We start from the raw sequence: 19,032 nt of genomic DNA, 5'->3' as shown, positions 1-19,032 counted from the left end.
CCCGGAGCCGTCGAGATGTCCATGGACATGAATCCCGCCAGCAGTTTCGCCCAGCTCAAGCGCATTGAATCGAGCAAGGTGTTCCAGACTGTGGTTATCGCCATCATCATTCTGTCTGCCCTGACCATCGGCGCCAAAACCTATGATCTGCCACCTCTGGTGGAACAGAGTCTGTCGGTGATGGACAACGCCATCACGCTGTTCTTTCTGATCGAAATCCTGTTCCGGTTCGCCGCCTGCCCGCTCAAACGGCGCTTTCTCATGGATGGCTGGAACCTGTTCGACACCATTGTGGTGATCGGCAGCCTGATCCCTCTGGACAATTCCGAGGCGGTGCTGCTGGGCCGTTTACTGCGGGTATTCCGGGTGCTTCGACTGGTATCAGTGGTGCCCGAGCTGCGCTTTCTGATCAACTCGTTACTGAAAGCCATTCCACGCATGGGCTACATTGCCCTACTGATGTTCATCATCTTCTACATCTACGCCGCGATGGGTTCCATGTTCTTTGCCAGCGTCGACGAAACGCTTTGGGGTGATGTCGCCATAGCCATGCTCACGCTTTTCCGGGTTGCCACCTTTGAGGACTGGACCGACGTGATGTACGCCACCATGGAAGACTATCCCATGAGCTGGCTGTACTACCTGACCTTTATCTTCCTGACGGCCTTTGTGTTCCTGAACATGATGATCGGGGCGATACTGGAGGTAATGAGCGAGGAGCAGAACGCCAAACAGGCCCAGAAGGCCCACGATGAGAGGGATGAGATTGCCCGTCAGCTCCGGGCTGTACAGGAACAGCTGCAGGAACTGACGAAGCAGGTCAGCGAGAAACGCTGATTCAGAATGGCTTGGCCATGGCCAGATGGAAAATAGCCGTCACCTGCACCAGTGCAAGTACCGCCGCCACAATGCGGGTGGGCTTGCCTACAGTGGTTTTCAGCGCAAATACCCCGGCAATGATGTAACCGAATAACAACACGATCTTGGTGATCAGCCAACCCGGCATGGCAGAGGAATAACCCGCCACAAACACCAGTGCAATGGCAGCGACCAGCAAGATGGTGTCGTTAATATGGGGAATGAACCGCAGCGGCGTCTGGCGCCAGCCTGGTCGCCCGACCGCATCAAGCAGTAGCCGCAGGGCAAACAGCGTGATGGTTAGGTAGGCGGTGGTCATGTGCAGGTGCTTCAGGATCATGTACGACGTCATGGAAGTTCCTTTGTTAACAAACGGGTTGCGGCCATTGTACGCAAACTACCCCCAAGCAGGTATGGTTAATACAGGCGAGAAGGTTTAACATATACCCAGAATACATGTATATGGGAGACATCTATGCAGGCCATACCGACTTCCCCTGAACGGGCGTCTGCCAGCCTCAGCCAACTCTTTTCCTATCCTTTCCGGATTTTTTTCCTTTCCATGACGGTACTGGCCATTGTTGCCATCCCGGTATGGGTCCTGGAAGTCACCGGCGTGGTTCAACTGCCACTGGCCCTGCCCGCCCTGTTCTGGCACCAGCATGAAATGCTGTTCGGATTTTTGTCTGCCGCCATCGCAGGCTTTCTGCTCACCGCCGTGTGCGTCTGGACCCAGACCAACCGAACCCACGGTGCACTGCTTGCAGGTCTCTGGAGCGTTTGGCTGGCCGGTCGCCTGTTGCTGGCCTTTGGCGGCAACCTGCCGGACTGGCTGGTACAGGGCGTAAATCTGGCGTTCCTGCCCCTGGTGATGATCGATGCCGGCTGGCGAGTGTGGAAGGCCCGCCAGAAGCGGCAGCTGATGATTCTGCTGGTCCTCGGGCTGCTCTGGCTGATGCAGATCGGCTTTGTTACCCGCCTGAATATGGCGTTCAGCTACGGAGCACTGATCATGGCCATGGCGCTGATCAGCATCATCGGAGGCCGGATTACCCCTGCGTTCTCAGCCGGATGGCTTCGCCAACGTGGCGGCAATGCCGAGGCAGTCAGGATGATTCCGGCACTGGATATGGCGGCACTGTTCTCCATGATCCTGCTAATGACATCCCTGGTGACGGGCTGGCAAACCGTCACTGCCGTCATTGCTGTGGTTGCTGCATCGTTGATGCTGGTGCGCCTGTATAACTGGAAAGGCTGGCTGGTGCGCAAAGATCCCTTGCTCTGGATTCTGCACCTGTCCATTCTCTGGGTGCCGGTTGCACTGATTCTGCTGGCAGGCTCTTTGGTGGCCGGATGGCCAACCAATGCCTGGAGCCATGCCGCCGGTACCGGCGCCATCGGCTGCCTGATTCTGGGCGTGATTGCTCGCGTGTCACTGGGCCACACCGGCCGCCCGCTGGTGCTGCCAAAGGGCATGGTCCTGGCGTTCGTGGCCATCCAGCTCGCTGCGGTTATTCGGGTATTGACCGCCTTCAACCTGATTCCCTGGCACCCCGGCATTGGCACCAGCACCCTGCTGTGGATGCTGGCCTATGGCCTGTTCCTGGTGCGTTACACCGGCATTCTGGCCACCCCCCGGCCAGACGGGCGCGAAGGCTGATCCAGTGCCAGATACGAAAAGGCCGGCTCGGGGCGTAACCGAGCCGGCCTTTCTGTTTTCGGCGGCAGGACTTCAGGCCGCCATTTTCTCTTTCAGCAGCTTTTCAAAATGGGATCGGGCCGCACGGAACCGGGCTGCCGGAAAGTGAATGCTGATGCCCTCCAGTGCTGCCATCAGCATTTCCAGATGGGCATCCCAACCGGCGCAGGCAATAGGCACCACCTCATCGTCCGGCAACGACAGCGTCAGGCAAAGCCGGGTACAGACTCCTTCCCGCAGTAATTCCCAGGTCAGCGGCCGCTCGGGGGCATCGCCAGAACTCCAGGAATAAGACAGCAGCCGATGAGGCCGGCAGGCGGTAATGGTACAGTCGATTGGCATGCCACTGTTGCCAAAATCCAGCTGAACCCGGCCACCTTCACGAGCCTCCAGAGACCCGGCAGCCAACCAGTTGGCCAAATGCACCGAATCGGTCAGCATATTCCAGACAGCCTCCGAAGGATGATCCAGCAACCGTTCCAGGTGTACCAATACCCGGCCCGCCTCGAACCGGATTTGTCCATCGATGAATTCCTCATCTGCAGACATAGGCCCTCCCAAATATGGCGAACTTCACAGATTCGACGAAAGTATCAAACCGGACAAAAATTAGCCTTGATGACCATCAACCGGCTCTGGCTGCGGGTCCGGGGAACTTCTGGGCGGCAATCATCCACTAAAGGTCAATAGCCGTTCCCAGAACAGGCGCTAAAGTAGAAGAAATCATTTTGCAACAGAGACACAGGCAACATGTATCCTGATCACTTTGACAAAGAAGACCTGATCCGCTGCGGCCACGGCCAGCTGTTCCCGGGCGCCATGCGCCTGCCCATCGACGAAATGCTGATGGTCGACCGTATTACCCACATCGGAGCCGATGACGGCGAATATGGCAAAGGCAGCCTGGTGGCGGAACTGGATATCAACCCGGATCTCTGGTTTTTCAAAGTGCATTTTGAGGGCGACCCGGTAATGCCCGGCTGCCTCGGCCTGGATGCCATGTGGCAGCTGGTTGGCTTCTTCCTGGCCTGGAGTGGCGGTGAAGGCAAGGGGCGTGCCCTGGGGGCCGGAGAGGTGAAGTTTTTCGGACAGGTTTTGCCGGAAAACAAAAAGGTCACCTACTATCTGGATATCAAGCGGTTGATTCGCCGCAAACTGACCATGGCCATCGCAGATGCCCGTATGGAAGTGGACGGGCGGGAAATCTACACCGCCAAAGACCTTCGGGTCGGCCTGTTCACATCGACTGATGACTTTTAGGAGTTAGCACAATGCGTCGCGTTGTAGTTACCGGCATGGGGATCGTCTCCAGCCTTGGAACCAACCAGAAAGAAGTGGCCCAGTCACTTCGCGAATCCCGCTCTGGCATTGCCTTCAGCGAAGAAGCCCGGGACAACGGCCTGCGCAGCCACGTCGCCGGCAAGATCGACCTGAATTTGTCAGAACTGATCGACCGCAAGATCTGGCGCTTTATGAGCCCCGCCGCAGGCTACTGCTACCTGGCCGCCAAAGAGGCCATTGAGCAGGCTGGCCTGACCGACGAACAGCTGCGTGCAAACACCACCGGCGCCGTATTTGGTACTGGTGGTGCTTCCACCGTCGAACTGCTGGACGCCATCGACACTCACCGCGACAAAGGCCTTCGCCGGGTGGGCCCGTACCGGGTACCCCGCACCATGGGTAGCGCCATCAACGCATCCATCACCACCGCCTTTGGCATTACTGGCATCAACTACGGCATCACTTCTGCCTGCGCCACCAGCGCCCACTGCATCGGCCACGCTGCCGATCAGATCGCCCTCGGCCGCCAGGACGTCATGCTGGCCGGCGGCGGGGAAGACATCCACTGGACCCTGAGCCTGATGTTCGACGCTATGGGCGCATTGTCCACCAAGTACAACGACACGCCGGAACAGGCCTCGCGCACCTATGACGCCGACCGTGACGGTTTCGTGATTTCCGGTGGCGGCGGTACGCTGATACTGGAATCCCTGGAACACGCGGAAGCCCGCGGTGCCACCATCCTCGCGGAACTGGTCGGATTTGGCGCTACCTCCGACGGCGCTGACATGGTTGCACCCAGCGGTGAAGGCGCCATTCGATGCATGAAGCAGGCTATGGCCAACATCGACGGCGAGATCAACTACATCAACACCCACGGCACCAGCACGCCGGCAGGTGATGTAACCGAACTGAAAGCGCTCAAGGAAACCTTTGGCGACAAGATCCCGCCACTGAGCTCCACCAAACCCCTGTGTGGCCACGCACTGGGTGCCGCGGGCGTACATGAGGCCATTTACAGCCTGATCATGCAGCGGGAGAGCTTTATTGCCCCGTCCGCCAACATCCAGACCCTGGACGAAGGCGCCGAAGGCTACCCGATCGTGCGTGAACGCATGGACAACCAGAATCTGAACCTGGTAATGAGCAACAGCTTCGGCTTTGGCGGCACCAACGCCACCCTGATCTTCAAGAAAGTCTGATCAGGACAAGCGAAGCGAGCGGTATTCAGCCGGCGGCGTTCCCATCCAGCGCTTGAACGCCCGGCTGAAGGCGCTCAATTCCGAAAATCCGAGCTGCTCGGCAATTTCCACCAGCGGCTTGGATTTATCTTTCATATAGGTGATCGCCTGCTCCCGGCGAACCTGCTCCAGCAGAGCCGCAAACGTCAGCCCCTCCTGGCGCAACTTCTTGTGCAACGTATACCGGCTCATATTCAACTGCCCGGCCACCGTCTCAACACCTACTTTCCCTCGCTCCAACTGAATCCGGATCAGCTTGCTGACCCTCATACTCAGCGAACGCTTTGAATTTTCAGGCCTTAATGGCTCTAATGCCATGCTGGTTCCTCCTGCCTATCGTCCTGGCCCAAACTGCCAACTCCATCAGCGTACACATGTTAGCCGAAATCAATCAATACGACCTTTGAGCAAGATCAATGGCGCAGTGGATTATTTGCGGCACAATGCCCGCTTTCAGAATGCCCTACCTGCATCCATCCGCTTTTCAGTTAATACCCGGAGATACCATGACCACCCCGGAACTGCTTGCTCCCGCCGGCACCCCCGAACATCTAGAAACCGCCTTCGCCTATGGCGCAGATGCCGTCTATGCCGGCCAGCCGAGATATTCGCTGAGAGTAAGGAACAACAGTTTCAAAGACGTTGCAGCCCTGGGCGCAGGCATTGAACGAGCGCACGAACTGGGCAAACAGTTCTACCTGGTCTCCAACATTGCACCCCATAACAACAAGGTGCGCAGCTACCTGAGAGACCTGGAGCCGGTCATTGAACAGAAACCCGACGCCCTGATCATGTCTGACCCCGGCCTCATCATGCTGGTACGGGAGAAATGGCCGGATCAGCCGATCCACCTGTCGGTGCAGGCCAACGCTGTCAACTGGGCCACCGTGGAATTCTGGCGCCGCCAGGGCATCAGCCGCGTGATCCTGTCCCGGGAACTGGGCCTGGAGGAAATCCGCGAAATCCGCGAAAAAGTCCCAGCGATGGAACTGGAAGTGTTTGTACACGGCGCCCTGTGCATGGCCTACTCCGGCCGCTGCTTGCTGTCTGGCTACATGAACCATCGAGACGCCAACCAGGGGGCCTGCACCAACGCCTGCCGCTGGAACTATAAAGAAGTCCAGCACAGCCATGACCAGACTGGCGATCTGATCGCCACCTCTGCAGATGCGGTGGAAACCTGCGAGCCCAAAGAAATCCTGCTGGAAGAACCCAATCGCCCCGGCGGCTTCATCCCGGCCTACGAAGACGAACACGGCACCTACATCATGAACTCCAAAGACCTGCGCGCCGTCCAGCACGTGGCGGAACTGGTCAAGATGGGCGTTCATTCCCTGAAAATCGAAGGCCGCACCAAAAGCACCTACTACGTAGCCCGCACCACCCAGGTGTACCGAAAAGCCATCGACGACGCTCTCGCCGGCAAACCCTTCGACATGCACATGATGGACGAACTCGAAGCCCTATCGAACCGCGGCTACACCGAAGGCTTCCTGCGCCGGCACGTACCCCAGGAATACCAGACCTACGAACAGGGCTCCTCGTATCTCGGCACCCAGCAGGTGGTAGGCACCATTGCCGACGCGGATGAGCGGTGGCTCACCATCGACGTAAAAAATAAATTCGCCCCCGGCGACCAGCTGGAGCTCATCACCCCGGCCGGCAACCTGCGATTCTCTGCCAACACCATGGAAAACCGCCACGGCGAGGCCATGGAGTGCGCACCAGGCAGCGGCCACATCGTCAAAATTCCTAAACCCGCGAACGTGCCGGAAAAACTGGACTTCACCTATCTGACCAAGATTTTTCCCGAAAACGCCGGCCGTTAAACTCGAGGGGGCGATCTGTACGCCCCCTTAGTGCCCCAAAGGCCGATTAAGGTATAATCCCTACACAACCGATTTAATACCTGACTATTTTACTCTGGTATTGTATAATCGCTCGCCAGAAGCAACGGGAAACCGGCCAGCAGCCCTTCCCGTCATCCAAAAACCGATTGCAGGGCGTACTCACGGAGAGAGCGACCACTGCGACATCAGCAAACCGAATACACCCATCCGCCAGCCCAAGGGCTGCCGATGACACAAAGGGCGCAAGCCCTGGATGAGAGAATTACGGAGCGACGATCATGGCGACCACCGACAACGAGGTGAAAGAGCTGATCAAACGGGAATACGAACACGGTTTTGTGACAGAAATCGAAGCCGACACGTTCGAACCCGGCCTGAACGAAGACGTCATTGCCCGCCTTTCCGCGATCAAGAAGGAGCCGGAATGGATGCTGGAGTGGCGCCTCAAAGCCTATCGTCGCTGGCTGGAAATGGAAGAGCCAGACTGGGCTCATGTCGGCTATCCGAAAGTCGACTACAACGCGATTTCCTATTATTCCGCGCCCAAGCGCAAAGAGGATATGCCACAAAGTCTGGATGAAGTGGATCCGGAGCTGCTGAAAACCTACGAAAAATTAGGCATTCCCCTGCACGAGCGCGAAAAACTGGCCGGCGTTGCCGTGGATGCAGTCTTTGATTCCGTCTCCGTGGCGACCACCTTCAAAGAGCCTCTGGCCAAAGCCGGCGTGATCTTCTGTTCGATTTCCGAAGCCGTTCGTGATTACCCCGAACTGGTCCAGAAATACCTGGGCACCGTGGTTCCCCACGGCGACAACTTCTTTGCGGGCCTGAATTCGGCGGTGTTTTCTGACGGCACCTTTGTGTACGTACCCAAGGGTGTGCGCTGCCCTATGGAGCTGTCCACCTACTTCCGCATCAACGCCGCCAACACCGGCCAGTTCGAACGCACCCTGATTATCGCCGACGAAGGCAGTTACGTAAGCTACCTGGAAGGCTGTACCGCACCCATGCGCGACGAGAACCAGCTGCACGCGGCCGTGGTTGAGCTTGTGGCTCTGGACGATGCCCAGATCAAATACTCCACCGTACAAAACTGGTACCCGGGCGATGAAAACGGCAAGGGTGGTATCTATAACTTCGTGACCAAGCGTGGCGCCTGCATCGGCAAGAACTCCAAGATTTCCTGGACCCAGGTTGAAACCGGCTCCGCCGTCACCTGGAAGTACCCGAGTTGTGTGCTGCGCGGTGAGAACAGTGTTGGCGAATTCTACTCTGTCGCGCTGACGCATAATTACCAGCAGGCCGATACCGGCACCAAGATGATCCACCTGGGCAAGAATACCCGCAGCACCATCATCTCCAAGGGTATTTCCGCCGGCAAGAGCTCCAACGCCTACCGCGGCCTGGTGAAATTCGGCCCGGGCGCAGAGGGCGCGCGTAACTTTACCCAGTGTGATTCGCTGCTGATCGGCGACCGCTGCGGCGCGCACACCTTCCCGTATATCGAGAGCAAGAACAAGTCGGCGATCGTGGAACACGAGGCGACCACTTCCAAGGTCAGCGACGAGCAAATGTTCCTGTGCCGCCAGCGCGGTATCGACCCGGAGCAGGCAGTGTCCATGATTGTGAACGGCTTCTGTAAAGAGGTGTTCAAGGAGCTGCCGATGGAGTTTGCGGTTGAAGCTGGCAAGCTGCTGGAAGTCAGCCTTGAAGGGTCCGTTGGTTAAACGCTATGCCCCGCTGGCCTCGGAGGAGGCCAGCGAGCGGTGGAGCTTTCCGGGATACGCTGTGAATACATCCCTGTACGCTCGACAAAATCATCCCTGATTTTGACGATCCCGGAAAACTCAACCGCTCACTGTCCCGAACGTTTTCAGGGGCATCAAAGGGTACGAATTTATAGATCGAAATTCAGGATATAGAGAGACATCTACAAATGCTGAGTATCAAAAACCTGCACGCCTCCGTTGAGGGCAAAGAAATCCTCAAGGGCATTAACCTGGAGATCAAGGCCGGGGAAGTTCACGCCATCATGGGCCCGAACGGTTCCGGTAAGAGTACCCTGTCACAGGTTCTGGCAGGCAACGACGCATTTGAAGTCACCGAGGGCGAAGTCACCCTGAACGGAGACAACCTCCTGGATCTGGAAACCGAAGAACGCGCCCGCGAAGGCATCTTCCTGGCCTTCCAGTACCCGGTGGAAATCCCGGGCGTGAGCAACCTGCAGTTCCTGCGCACCGCCGTCAACGCCATGCGCAAGCACAAGGGCCAGGATGAGATGAACGCGGCTGAGTTCATGAAGCTGGCCAAGGAAGTTTCCAAACAGGTAGACCTGGACCCGGCCTTCCTGAAACGCGGTGTGAACGAAGGCTTCTCCGGTGGCGAGAAGAAACGTAACGAGATCATGCAGGCCCTGCTGCTGCAGCCGAAACTGGCCATTCTGGATGAAACCGATTCCGGCCTGGACATCGACGCCCTGAAAGTGGTTTCCGATGGCGTGAATGCTCTGCGCTCGGAAGACCGCGCCATTCTGATGGTCACTCACTACCAGCGCCTGCTGAACCACATTGTTCCGGATTATGTGCACGTACTGGCTGGTGGCAAGATCATCAAGTCGGGCGGTCGTGAACTGGCCCTGGAACTGGAAGAGAAAGGTTACGGCTGGCTGGGCATTAAAGACGACGACACCAGCAACTGATCAGGAGGCCGTGGAATGAAATCTGTACCCATGCTTTCCAGCGCCTTCCTGCACCCGGCCGGGGAATCCCTGCCGGAGCCGTTGCTGGCGCTGCGCAAGGAGCGGGCCAGCGCGCTGGTAGATATGCCGCTGCCTACTCGCAAGACCGAGAACTGGAAGTACTCCAGCAAGTACCTGAAGCTGGCCGACGATATGGCCATTTCCCTGCCGGCCGAAGGCAAGACCGGCAATAGTCTCGCTGTGCCCGGCTACAAAGTGGTTTTCATCAACGGCGTGATGATTCCTGAAGCCAGCGAGTATCCGGATCTCGACGGTATCGAGATCCTGAGCTTCAACGATCTGGCTAACGACGAAGCTGAAGCCCTGTCTGCAAAGCTGGGCAGCACCCTGAATCACGATCAGGTCCAATTCGCCCGCCTGAACGGGGCGCGCTTCGAGGATGGCCTGTTCATTCGCCTGAAACCCGGCGCAGTGCTGGATCAGCCGTTGTTCATCATCCATGAAACCAGCGCTGACGCCAGCGGCTCCGCCTATCCACGTATCTACGTGGAAGCCGGCGCCAACAGCCAGCTGACTCTGGTGGAGGAATACACCTCCAGTGGTGAAGCATCCGCCTTGGTCAGCACGGTAACTGAATTCAATCTGACCGATGGCGCCAACGTCACCAGCATCCGCCTGAACATGGAAGGCGAGAATGTTCAGCACATTGGTGCTACCGGTGTACTGCAACAACGCAGCTCGCGCTTCGAGAGCCATTGCGTTGGTTTTGGCGGCCCCCTGCGCCGGCACGATCTGCAGGTGCGGCTTGAAGGCGAAGGCGCGGAAACCAAGCTCAATGGCGTGGTGGTTACCCAGGGCAAACAGCACTACGACAACCACACGTCTATTGACCATGTCGCGGCCCACTGCAACAGCGAAGAGACCTATCGCAATATTGCAGCCGACCAGTCCCATGCCGTGTTCAACGGCCGGATTCATATCCACCAGGACGCCCAGAAGTCCAATGCGGATATGAACAACAAGAACCTGCTGCTGTCCAACGGGGCAGAGATTGACACCAAACCGGAACTGGAAATCTACGCCGACGATGTGAAGTGTGCGCACGGCGCCACCATCGGTCAGCTGGACGAGACCTCCGTGTTCTACCTGGTATCGCGCGGGATCGGCCGCCGGCAGGCCAATGTTCTGCTCACCATGGCGTTCATTAACGAACTGGTGCAACAGATTCCGGTGGAAGCCGTGCGTGAAACCGCCCAGGCGCGGTTAAGTGATTTCTTTGAGCAAACCTTTCAGGAGGCCTGAGGGGCATGACTGATCTGTCCATGGCAAACAACACCCAGTCAATGGTGTTTGATGTGCAAGCCATTCGCCGTGACTTCCCGATTCTCAATCAGGAGATCAACGGGAAGCCGCTGGTGTATCTGGACAACGGCGCGTCGGCGCAAAAGCCACAGTCCGTGCTGGATGCCATGGATCGCTATTACCGCGAGATGCACTCTAACGTGCACCGTGGCGCCCATACCCTGGGTGATCGAGCGACGGCTGCGTTTGAAGGCGCCCGGGAAACCGTGCGCCAGTTTCTGAACGCGTCCAGCACCCGAGAAATCATCTGGACCCGAGGCACCACCGAAGCCATCAACCTGGTGGCCAATGGCCTGGCCCCGCGCCTGAAAGCCGGCGATGAGATTCTGGTCAGCCACATGGAACACCACGCCAACATTGTGCCCTGGCAGATGGTGGCCGAGCGCACCGGCGCCAGGGTTGTGCCCATCCAGGTGACACCGCAAGGCGAGCTGGACCTGGATTCGTTCAACAGCCTGCTGAACGAGCGCACCCGGGTGCTGGCGATCACCCACGTGTCCAACGCGCTGGGCACCGTCAACCCAATAGCGCCCCTGATCGAACAGGCGAAAAAACAGGGGGTACTGACCCTGGTGGATGGCGCCCAGGCGGTGCCCCACTTCCAGCCGGACGTTCAGGCTCTGGGCTGTGATTTCTATGCATTCTCTTCCCACAAGCTGTTCGGGCCCACGGGCATTGGCGTGCTTTATGGCCGCGCCGAACTGCTGGAAGAAATGCCGCCTTACCAGGGCGGTGGCGAAATGATTGAGCGGGTCTCCTTCGAGCGAACCACCTGGAATGTGTTGCCCTACAAATTCGAGGCCGGCACCCCGGCTATTGCCGAAGCAGTGGGCCTGGGCGCCGCCATCGATTATCTGAACTCGCTGAACCGAAAGGCCATGGAAGCAGCAGAGGATGCCTTGCTACGCCGGGCCAATGAACTGGTCGAGACCGTGCCAGGCATGGAGATTATCGGCACCGCGAAGCAGAAAGTACCGGTGATGTCGTTCAAGATTGCCGGCCTGCACCCCAGCGACATCGGCACCCTGCTGGACCAGCAGGGCATCGCCATCCGCACCGGCCACCATTGCGCCATGCCATTGATGGATTTCTACGGAGTACCCGGTACAGCCCGGGCTTCGTTTGCGTTCTACAATACGCAGGAAGAGGTCGAGAAACTGTTTACCGGCCTGCAGAAAATTCAGCGCCTGTTTGCCTGAGGAGGTGGAAACATGACAGCCGAAGTCTTCACCCCAAGCGATGTGAACGTGACCATGACCCCGACGGCGGTCAAACACGTTCGCAAACAACTGGACAAGAAACCGGAAGCCAAAGGCATTCGCCTGGCCATCAAAAAAAGTGGCTGTTCCGGTTTCAAGTACGAAACCCAGTGGGTAGAAACACCGGAATCCGATGACCGTATTTTTACCATCGACGGCGTGGATGTGTTCGTAAAGCAGGAACACCTGCCACTGGTGAACGGCATCGAAATCGACTTTGTCACCGAGGGTGTGAACTCCCTGTTCCGCTTCCGCAACCCCAACGCCACCGCTGAGTGCGGCTGTGGTGAAAGCTTCACGGTGGCGTAAAGCACAAAGATAGGACTGATCAAACATGCAAGAACGCGAAGTCGTCCTGACCAAACGCGAAGTGGAAGCCCGCCTGGTACCTGCCGGAACGGAAATCATGATTCCGTCAGACACCTTTGTGACCATTACCCAATCCCTCGGCGGTAGTTTCACCGTGGCGGTCAACGGCAATCTTGCCCGCATTGAAGGCCACGACGCCGATGCCCTGGGCAAGCAGCCGCTGGAAAGCAGCTTCGAGACCCCGAAAGACGGCACCATCAACGAAAACCAGGTATGGGAAGCGCTGCGTAACTGCTACGACCCGGAAATCCCGGTGGACGTAGTCAACCTGGGCCTGATTTACGAATGCCGGATTGAGAACGGCACAGAAGACGGCAATCACGTTTACATCAAAATGACCCTGACCGCGGCTGGCTGCGGCATGGGGCCGGTAATCACCGACGATGTGAAGCGCAAGGTGGAGCATGTACCTAATGTGGACAAGGTTACCGTTGAGCTGACCTTTGATCCGCCCTGGAACAACGATATGCTCACCGACGAAGCCAAACTTGAACTGGGAATGCTATGACCGCCAGCAAGGAACAATTTCTGAACAACCCCCTGGGCAAAGACACCACCCTTGAAGACGTTCTGGATGCATTTGAGTTTCTGGACGACTGGGAAGAACGCTACGCCTACATCATCGACCTGGGCAAACAGCTGCCCGGTTTTCCCGATGATGAGCGGGTTGAAGAAAATTACGTACATGGCTGCCAGAGTCAGGTATGGCTGATTCACCTGTACGATGAGGACAGCGGCAAACTGTTCCTGCTGATCGACTCCGATGCCATGATTGTACGCGGCCTGGCCGCCATCATTCTGGTGGCCCTGAATGGCAAGACGCCGCGAGAGCTGCTGGCCACCGATATCGATGAGTTGTTCGAGCAGCTGGATCTGTTCCGCCATATTTCCCCGACCCGGGGCAACGGCCTGCGAGCCATGGTCGGCAAGATCCGGGATATTGCGGCGGCCGAGGCCGCCTGAGACTTACCAGATAATGGCCAGGTCATCGCGCTGAACGTTGATCAGGCCACCTTCCGTGGGGATTCGCCCGTTACTGAAATCCGGATGCACGTTGTCCAGTGTCAGCGTCACCCCGGTATCGGACAGCTCAGGCGTACCATCCAGTGAATCGAAGTATCGCTGGCTGCGGTACAGATCGAGTTCATCCCCCGGTCGCAGCCCCGCCGTTGCGCCGGAGGCGAGGGTCACCCGGTTGCCATCCACACGGGTTATCCGGGCCATGAATGGCTGACAGGCCAGAGCATTGTTGACGGCGGCGGTCATCTCGGCAATGACACCTTCAACCGCCTGCCCCCACTCGGAACCTTCAAAGCCCGCCGAGGCAAAACCTCCGGTACCACTGCCATCCGGCTGCCACCGTGCCGAGGTTTCAAACCGCTGCCGGAAGACCGGGGAACCGCTGAAGCCATCAAACACCATCACTTCGGCCTCAAACCGGCGCGAGGTGTCGGCCATCCCGATACCTCGCTGCATACGATCCAGAATTGAGCTGCCCCAGGCGCCGGGGTCGGCCAGGCCAATATCCCGAATCACACCTGCCACCACAAACTGAGCCCCCAGTTCCCGGGCCAGCTGAACCACATTCGTCAGCTGATTGCTGGCCGGGTTTTTCTGAGACGTGGGCGCATCCGGCAGGTTGCTGAACAGCTGTAACGATGTCGCCCCCAGCACCTGCAATTGCCCCTGTTGTTGCAAGCGAGCCACCAGTTCCCGCGGCAACTGTTCGCCGGCGTCATCCAGGGCCGCACCGCCACCCTGCTCCGGACGGGTGATCGGGAACGCGGTTACCGCCACCCGTTTACGCAAACCGGATGCCTGCCCGGCCTTGCAGCTGCCAGCCTTGCCTTTGGCATCCGACATCTCTGCCCGGACAATCACCCGCAGCAGATTGCCACTTCGGTACTCATCCACAATCGTGGCATTGCGAACCTGGGCCATGGCCGACAGCTCGGTATGAGAGCCCACAAGCTGACCGTTCTCCATGGTATCCCGGGTGCTGACCCTGGCCTGATATTGCAGCGCCAGGTCTCGCATGGCCGCCTGGCGCGCCTCAGTGCGGGCCTGATCGAGATTATTCTCCCGGATATTGGCATGCCCCACGCCTTCAAGGACCACGCCTTGGGCAAGGCCGGTACACAAGCTCAGCACCCAGAACAGAAGCATTGATCTCATCATGGCAATTCAACCCACCGGAACGATACCGGTTCAATCACGGCGTTCATCAACAGACCTAATCCAGGTAGTACAGTGAATCTGTGCGACGGGCCTCAACATCCCCTACACGATCATTCCGCCTGGGCATGGGAATGGCACAGACATCCTGCACCTGATCGTCCGCCACCTTCGCCACACATTCCCGAAACCTTGGCTCCAGGCGCAGCTCCATCACCGTTTCCACCACGCCATCGCTATGCTCATTCACCGCCACCATCCGGGCGCCGCGAATGTAGCTGTCCACATAGGTGCGGAAACTGTCGTTCTGCAGAACGAAGTCATTCACCGTGGAACTGCCGTAGATCACGGTACCGTAGACCCGCTCTGCCAGATTCCGGTAGGCATCCAGCTGTGAAGCCCTTCGAGCAAGTAACCGCTTGCGGGTATTGACCCGGTCGGCCTGAACATTCTCATAAGTACCAAAACCACTGACCCGAACCGTAATGGGCTCAAAGGTTTCGGTCCTGGCCTGATCGTTCCGGTAGCTGCCTACCGGCGCACAGGCGGCCACGGCAAATGCCAGAACAGGAACAAGGATCCAGCGCAACGTCATTATCTTGTCTCCGGAAAACACTTTCACCAGAACCATGAAAAAATCACGCCACATTCGACAAGCCAATGATCTTTGGACGGTTTCGATTATTCAGCGCAACTCTTTGCCCATGCAGGCGGCAAAAAGCTGCCTTTGTTTACACATACAGAACAAACCGTTACCGGTTGTGCGCTGCGTCACGAAATAAACTGGTCTAACCTTTCAGACACTTAATGATTTGTTCATGCAATAAAACCAACTCAGGACCGCCCATGAAAGCAAACCGCCTCAGCAAACTGTCCCTGGCCATCGGCCTGTCTGTTGCCACCACGTCTGCACTGGCAAGCCCGCAAGCCTTTATGTCTGCCCGCTCCTTCGCCATGGGCGGAACCGGCGTCGCCGTTGCCCATCCCTCTGCTGCACCGAGTGCCAACCCTGCCATGATGGCTGCTGAACAGCACGGCTGGGCAGACGATTTCGGCCTGATGCTGCCGTCTGTGAATGCGCGTGCGGCCGATGAGGAAGAGGTGATTGATCAGGTTGATGATATCCAGGACCAGATCGAGCAGTTTGAGGACCTGAAGTTTTCCAATCAAGCCGATGCCCAAGCCAAAGCACGGCAACTCGTAGACAACCTGGAAGCCTTTGACCGCGACACCATGCGTGCCAATGCAGGCTTGGGACTTGGCCTTGCTATCCCCTCAAATTCCTTGTCCTTTGGCTTCTTCGCCAACGCCAGTCTGACAGCGACTGTGCGCGGTGAACTGGACGAAAACGATCTTGACCTTCTAAATGACATCGCTAATGGCGTTCGCCCGCCCGCCACTACAGATCTTGATACAGAGCTGAACTCACGCGGCAGAATCCTGGCCTCTGCAGTAGCAGAAGCCGGCATCAGCATCGCTCACTCGTTTATGCTTTCTAATGGCAACGCATTGCAGCTTGGCGTCTCCCCCAAATACGTGCAACTACAAACCTTCCAGTACACCGAAGAAATCTCAGACTTCGAGGATGATGATTTCGACAGTGACGAATACGAAACTGACAAAAGCGGCTTCAACCTGGACATCGGTGCTGCTTATGCCTTCGGTGCTGAAAACCAGTGGAACGCCGGCGTCGTCGTCAAAAACCTGATCCCGATGGAACTGGATTCGGCCCAGAATCATCCGAGCGAAGAAAAATACACCCTCGAACTCAACCCGATGGTCACCGCAGGTATCGCCCACAAGAGCGACTACCACGTAATCACGGCAGAAGTGGACCTGACCAAGAAAGAAGCCTTCGGGTATGAAGACGATACCCAGTGGCTGGCCCTGGGCGCGGAATTCGACGCCTGGCGTTACGCCCAGCTGCGTGCCGGTGTTCGCCACAACCTGGCCAGTAACGACGACAACGACGGCATCGAGGAAGATACTCAGTTCACCGCGGGTCTCGGCCTGAATATCATTGGTGTTCGCGTGGATATCGGCGCCCTGTACAGCAGCGCCGATGTCGGCGCAGCCCTGGAACTCGGCACCTCCTTCTAAGCCGACGCCCCCGGCCGCAAAAGCCCGGTCTGCCCTGCGCAGCCCGGGCTTTCTTATTTCACTCCGCCTGTTTGCCTCTGGACGGTCGCGGCCGGATAATCGCGGTTACCGATGAATTGGCAATCAGGAACAAACTGCATTATGCAAACCTATCTGGTGGGCGGCGCTGTCCGCGACAAGCTGCTCGGCCTGGGCGTTAAAGACCGGGACTGGGTAGTGGTTGGTGCCACCCCGGAAGACATGCTCCAGCGAGGCTTCAAACAGGTAGGGGCGGATTTTCCGGTTTTCCTGCATCCGGACACCGGCGAGGAATACGCCCTGGCCCGGACCGAGCGCAAGCAGGGGCGCGGGTACCACGGTTTCAGCGTTTACAGTGCACCGGATGTCTCCCTGGAAGACGATCTTCGCCGCCGTGATCTGACCATCAACGCCATGGCAGAAACCGAGAACGGCGACCTGGTGGACCCGTTCAACGGCCATGTGGACCTGGAACAGAAAAAGCTTCGCCATGTTTCTGAAGCCTTCGCCGAAGATCCCCTGCGCATCCTTCGCACCGCCCGCTTCGCCGCGCGCCTGCAGCCACTCGGGTTCAGCATCTGCCGGGAGACCATGGCGCTGATGCGGCAGATGGTCACCAGTGGCGAACTCGGAGACCTGGTACCGGAGCGGGTGTGGCAGGAAGTTCAGAGGGCATTGCATGAACAGGCTCCAGGCGTGTTCTTCGATGTGCTCCGGGAGCTCGGCGCCCTGCAGGTGCTGATCCCTGAATTGACCGATGAACAGACTTTCAGCCAGGGTCTCAGCGCCCTGCAGTGCATCCACCGCAAACAGGGGTCTACCGCCCAGCATTACGCGGCGCTGCTCAGTGGCGTGCCCGAGCCAGACGCCGTTGCCAGGGCTAAAGCCATGAAAAGCCCCAACGACTGTCGGGAACTGACCCACCTGGCCTGCCTGTTCATGGCTCAGTTGAACGGCGCATCGCCTGAAACCGGGCTGACACCGGAACTCGCAATGGAGCTTCTGGACACAGCCGATTTCTGGCGCCGGCCCGATCGTTTCGGCGTTTTGCTGGGTACCCTCGCCTGCACCCTTCAGAGCGAACCCGCCCATTTAGTTCAGCAACTGGAACTGGCCGCACATCGGGCCCAGAGCGTAACCCCTCACCCGTTCCTGCAAAAAGGCATTCAGGGTAAAGCTCTGGGCGAAGCAATCCGGAAAGAGCGCGTAGCCCGTATTACTGAGGCACTGCACTTACCGGAATAAGGAAAAATATCCCATGCCCCACCCCGTCGCCCTGATCACCGGTGCAGCCCATCGCCTGGGCGCCCACACAGCAGAAACCCTGCATGCTCGCGGCTGGAATGTTGTGATTCATTACCGTGGCCGTCAACAACAGGCCCGCGCACTGGCCGACAAGCTGAACCAGCAGCGCCCGGAATCCGCCGTGTGTTACCACGCCGATCTCACCGACATGAACCAGCTCCGGCAACTGGCGGAACAGGCCTGCGCGCAGTGGGGGCAGTTGAATGCGCTGGTCAATAACGCTTCCGTGTTTTACCCCAACCCCACCGAAGATGCCTCCGAACAGGACTGGGACACGATACTGGGCGCCAACCTGAAAGCCCCCTTCTTCCTGCTTCAGCAATGTTTACCTGCGCTAAAAGCGGCCTCCGGCAGTGTGGTCAACATGATCGACATCTACAGTGAGAAACCACTGAAGGAGCACCCCCTTTACTGCGCCAGCAAGGCGGGGCTGGCAGCACTAACCCGCTCCTGGGCCAAAGATCTGGCGCCGGATGTTCGGGTAAATGGCGTGTCGCCAGGCGCCATCCTCTGGCCGGAAGGCGAATCAGCCGTGGACGCAGCCCACCAGCAGGCCATTCTCGATAAAACGCCCCTGGCCCGCACCGGCAACCCCGCCGACATTGCCGGTGCCATTGCCTACCTGGTATGCGACGCGCCGTTTATCACCGGCCAGATACTGTCGGTGGATGGCGGCCGCAGCCTGAATATGTGATCACCCGCACCAGAACAACCCCGACCTTCGTTGTTTTGGCCGGCAAGCGCTTTGCCGCTACAATGCCTGCCATTCTTATAAACGGGCGCCACCCAACCAGGTGCCCAGATTAACGGAGAGTTC

20 protein-coding genes are annotated in these 19,032 nt (G+C 58.1%); 15 read left to right on the top strand and 5 right to left on the bottom strand.

Annotated features, from left to right (window positions below; all coding sequences use genetic code 11):
* The first annotated feature begins 15 nt into the window (after nucleotides 1-15).
* Entirely contained in the window at nucleotides 16-837 is an 822-nt protein-coding gene (locus tag ACAM27_RS06075; RefSeq protein ID WP_141067011.1) for an ion transporter, read from the top strand.
* 1 nt (nucleotide 838) lies between these two features.
* Here ACAM27_RS06075 and ACAM27_RS06070 read toward each other — a convergent pair whose 3' ends face one another.
* Nucleotides 839-1,210 carry a SirB2 family protein gene (locus ACAM27_RS06070; RefSeq protein ID WP_222533916.1) on the bottom strand — a complete coding sequence of 124 codons (372 nt, stop codon included), beginning with the start codon at nucleotides 1,208-1,210 and terminating at the stop codon, nucleotides 839-841.
* A 123-nt stretch (nucleotides 1,211-1,333) separates the two neighbouring features.
* Here ACAM27_RS06070 and ACAM27_RS06065 point away from each other — a divergent pair, with 123 nt between their 5' ends.
* Nucleotides 1,334-2,518: an NnrS family protein gene (locus tag ACAM27_RS06065; RefSeq protein ID WP_369612697.1), complete on the top strand. Its 1,185-nt coding sequence runs from the start codon at nucleotides 1,334-1,336 to the stop codon at nucleotides 2,516-2,518.
* 72 nt (nucleotides 2,519-2,590) lie between these two features.
* On the opposite strand, the gene ACAM27_RS06060 is transcribed toward ACAM27_RS06065, so the two are convergent.
* A complete protein-coding gene (locus ACAM27_RS06060; protein ID WP_141067008.1) occupies nucleotides 2,591-3,106 on the bottom strand; it encodes an SRPBCC family protein in 516 nt (171 codons plus the stop codon).
* A gap of 201 nt (nucleotides 3,107-3,307) precedes the next feature.
* Between ACAM27_RS06060 and fabA the strand changes: the two genes are divergently transcribed.
* Both fabA and fabB read left to right on the top strand, forming a co-directional pair.
* The gene (gene fabA, locus ACAM27_RS06055; protein WP_011786589.1) at nucleotides 3,308-3,817 is read left to right on the top strand and encodes a bifunctional 3-hydroxydecanoyl-ACP dehydratase/trans-2-decenoyl-ACP isomerase; all 510 of its coding nucleotides are present in this window, start codon (nucleotides 3,308-3,310) and stop codon (nucleotides 3,815-3,817) included.
* Nucleotides 3,818-3,828: 11 nt separating this feature from the next.
* On the top strand, nucleotides 3,829-5,040 hold the full coding sequence (gene fabB, locus ACAM27_RS06050) for a beta-ketoacyl-ACP synthase I (RefSeq protein ID WP_014422508.1): 1,212 nt from the start codon (nucleotides 3,829-3,831) through the stop codon (nucleotides 5,038-5,040).
* Here fabB and ACAM27_RS06045 read toward each other — a convergent pair whose 3' ends face one another.
* Nucleotides 5,041-5,397 carry a helix-turn-helix transcriptional regulator gene (locus tag ACAM27_RS06045; RefSeq protein WP_121207520.1) on the bottom strand — a complete coding sequence of 119 codons (357 nt, stop codon included), beginning with the start codon at nucleotides 5,395-5,397 and terminating at the stop codon, nucleotides 5,041-5,043.
* A 188-nt stretch (nucleotides 5,398-5,585) separates the two neighbouring features.
* On the opposite strand from ACAM27_RS06045, the gene yegQ reads away from it, so the two are divergent.
* The 8 genes from yegQ to ACAM27_RS06005 all read left to right on the top strand — a co-directional run bounded on the left by yegQ (nucleotide 5,586) and on the right by ACAM27_RS06005 (nucleotide 13,580).
* Complete coding sequence (gene yegQ, locus ACAM27_RS06040; RefSeq protein ID WP_023008622.1) at nucleotides 5,586-6,908, top strand: tRNA 5-hydroxyuridine modification protein YegQ; 1,323 nt, start codon at nucleotides 5,586-5,588, stop codon at nucleotides 6,906-6,908.
* Between the two features lie 299 nt (nucleotides 6,909-7,207).
* Nucleotides 7,208-8,656: a Fe-S cluster assembly protein SufB gene (gene sufB / locus ACAM27_RS06035; RefSeq protein ID WP_369612696.1), complete on the top strand. Its 1,449-nt coding sequence runs from the start codon at nucleotides 7,208-7,210 to the stop codon at nucleotides 8,654-8,656.
* 209 nt (nucleotides 8,657-8,865) lie between these two features.
* Nucleotides 8,866-9,627, top strand: coding sequence for a Fe-S cluster assembly ATPase SufC (gene sufC, locus ACAM27_RS06030; RefSeq protein ID WP_011786594.1), 762 nt, complete (start codon nucleotides 8,866-8,868; stop codon nucleotides 9,625-9,627).
* Between the two features lie 15 nt (nucleotides 9,628-9,642).
* On the top strand, nucleotides 9,643-10,929 hold the full coding sequence (gene sufD, locus ACAM27_RS06025; protein ID WP_369612695.1) for a Fe-S cluster assembly protein SufD: 1,287 nt from the start codon (nucleotides 9,643-9,645) through the stop codon (nucleotides 10,927-10,929).
* A gap of 5 nt (nucleotides 10,930-10,934) precedes the next feature.
* Entirely contained in the window at nucleotides 10,935-12,188 is a 1,254-nt protein-coding gene (locus ACAM27_RS06020) for an aminotransferase class V-fold PLP-dependent enzyme (RefSeq protein WP_369612694.1), read from the top strand.
* A gap of 12 nt (nucleotides 12,189-12,200) precedes the next feature.
* On the top strand, nucleotides 12,201-12,557 hold the full coding sequence (locus ACAM27_RS06015; RefSeq protein ID WP_011786597.1) for an iron-sulfur cluster assembly accessory protein: 357 nt from the start codon (nucleotides 12,201-12,203) through the stop codon (nucleotides 12,555-12,557).
* A gap of 25 nt (nucleotides 12,558-12,582) precedes the next feature.
* Nucleotides 12,583-13,125 carry a putative Fe-S cluster assembly protein SufT gene (gene sufT, locus ACAM27_RS06010; RefSeq protein ID WP_369612693.1) on the top strand — a complete coding sequence of 181 codons (543 nt, stop codon included), beginning with the start codon at nucleotides 12,583-12,585 and terminating at the stop codon, nucleotides 13,123-13,125.
* Nucleotides 13,122-13,580, top strand: a complete 459-nt coding sequence (locus tag ACAM27_RS06005) for a SufE family protein (protein ID WP_011786599.1) — start codon at nucleotides 13,122-13,124, stop codon at nucleotides 13,578-13,580. The genes sufT and ACAM27_RS06005 overlap by 4 nt, the downstream gene beginning before the upstream one ends.
* Before the next feature lie 3 nt (nucleotides 13,581-13,583).
* Here the strand turns inward: ACAM27_RS06005 and ACAM27_RS06000 are convergent, their stop codons facing one another.
* Together ACAM27_RS06000 and ACAM27_RS05995 are read right to left on the bottom strand one after the other, a co-directional pair.
* Entirely contained in the window at nucleotides 13,584-14,795 is a 1,212-nt protein-coding gene (locus ACAM27_RS06000; RefSeq protein ID WP_288036106.1) for a flagellar assembly protein T N-terminal domain-containing protein, read from the bottom strand.
* Nucleotides 14,796-14,850: 55 nt separating this feature from the next.
* The gene (locus ACAM27_RS05995; RefSeq protein WP_031210035.1) at nucleotides 14,851-15,387 is read right to left on the bottom strand and encodes an LPP20 family lipoprotein; all 537 of its coding nucleotides are present in this window, start codon (nucleotides 15,385-15,387) and stop codon (nucleotides 14,851-14,853) included.
* 251 nt (nucleotides 15,388-15,638) lie between these two features.
* On the opposite strand from ACAM27_RS05995, the gene traF reads away from it, so the two are divergent.
* From traF to ACAM27_RS05980, 3 genes are all read left to right on the top strand, one after another.
* Nucleotides 15,639-16,892 carry a conjugal transfer protein TraF gene (gene traF / locus ACAM27_RS05990; RefSeq protein ID WP_226609549.1) on the top strand — a complete coding sequence of 418 codons (1,254 nt, stop codon included), beginning with the start codon at nucleotides 15,639-15,641 and terminating at the stop codon, nucleotides 16,890-16,892.
* 141 nt (nucleotides 16,893-17,033) lie between these two features.
* Complete coding sequence (locus ACAM27_RS05985) at nucleotides 17,034-18,155, top strand: multifunctional CCA tRNA nucleotidyl transferase/2'3'-cyclic phosphodiesterase/2'nucleotidase/phosphatase (protein ID WP_226609551.1); 1,122 nt, start codon at nucleotides 17,034-17,036, stop codon at nucleotides 18,153-18,155.
* Nucleotides 18,156-18,168: 13 nt separating this feature from the next.
* Entirely contained in the window at nucleotides 18,169-18,909 is a 741-nt protein-coding gene (locus tag ACAM27_RS05980) for a pteridine reductase (RefSeq protein WP_022990803.1), read from the top strand.
* Nucleotides 18,910-19,032: the final 123 nt, after the last annotated feature.

The organism is Marinobacter sp. RI1, from assembly GCF_041155085.1.
Taxonomy (GTDB): domain Bacteria; phylum Pseudomonadota; class Gammaproteobacteria; order Pseudomonadales; family Oleiphilaceae; genus Marinobacter; species Marinobacter nauticus.
Note: the sequence above shows the minus strand (reverse complement) of the source record. Positions and strands in the feature narration are given on the sequence as shown.